This is a genomic window from Psychrobacter sp. FME13, assembly GCF_014861395.1.
GTDB lineage: Bacteria > Pseudomonadota > Gammaproteobacteria > Pseudomonadales > Moraxellaceae > Psychrobacter.
The window spans coordinates 1-662 of the sequence record NZ_RRYV01000366.1 but is presented as its reverse complement, the minus strand read 5'-3'; the positions used below and the strand labels follow the sequence as shown (position 1 = coordinate 662).

The window sequence follows — 662 nt, the reverse complement described above, 5'->3', positions numbered from 1 at the left end:
GTGCGAGCCATAAGTGACGCCTTGTTTCTTTGTTGTGGTAAACATTAGAGTAAGGTGTTGCTTATTTTTTTCAATGTTTTCTCAATTCTATACAGCCCCTAAGCTTTTAAGAATTAAAACGATAGGTTTGCTAGAAGAGTTTAGATTGCCAATATATTTTTGAACTTTGGTTTTTAGCTCTTTAGAAGCATCTGAATCTTTTATAAGTTTTCCTATTTTTTTTATATCATGAAAGTCATAAATTTGATCGATATTCTGAAATTCTTTTACATATTTTAGACTCAATGCCTCAATTGCAACACTTAAAATGAGAACATTATTTTCAATATCTGTTTTATAGTTATATAAGCGATACCACCATGTATATAAAGGACTTGAAAGTTTAGATTCGTTTTCTAAAAAATAATTAACATAATTTGATACAAAATTATCAATATTTCTATTATCAATATGGCTAGATGGTATTACACTTGAAGAATGGCTACGGTTCTTTCCATAACTATTGATTTGCAAGGTAATCGAATCGGATATCTCGTCATATTTTTCTTCTATAGTGTAGTTTATTAAGTGAAAACTGATAATGTTTATTGCTTCACTGACTAGTTGGTATAGTCAATCCTACTTAAAAATGTTATAAAATAATTAACAAATTCAATTGTTAT

At 27.8% G+C, this 662-nt stretch carries 1 protein-coding gene; it reads right to left on the bottom strand.

Going from position 1 to position 662, the window contains the following annotated elements; translation table 11 throughout:
- Positions 1-87: 87 nt before the first annotated feature.
- The gene (locus EI164_RS16620) at positions 88-513 is read right to left on the bottom strand and encodes a hypothetical protein (RefSeq protein ID WP_192521058.1); all 426 of its coding nucleotides are present in this window, start codon (positions 511-513) and stop codon (positions 88-90) included.
- Positions 514-662: the final 149 nt, after the last annotated feature.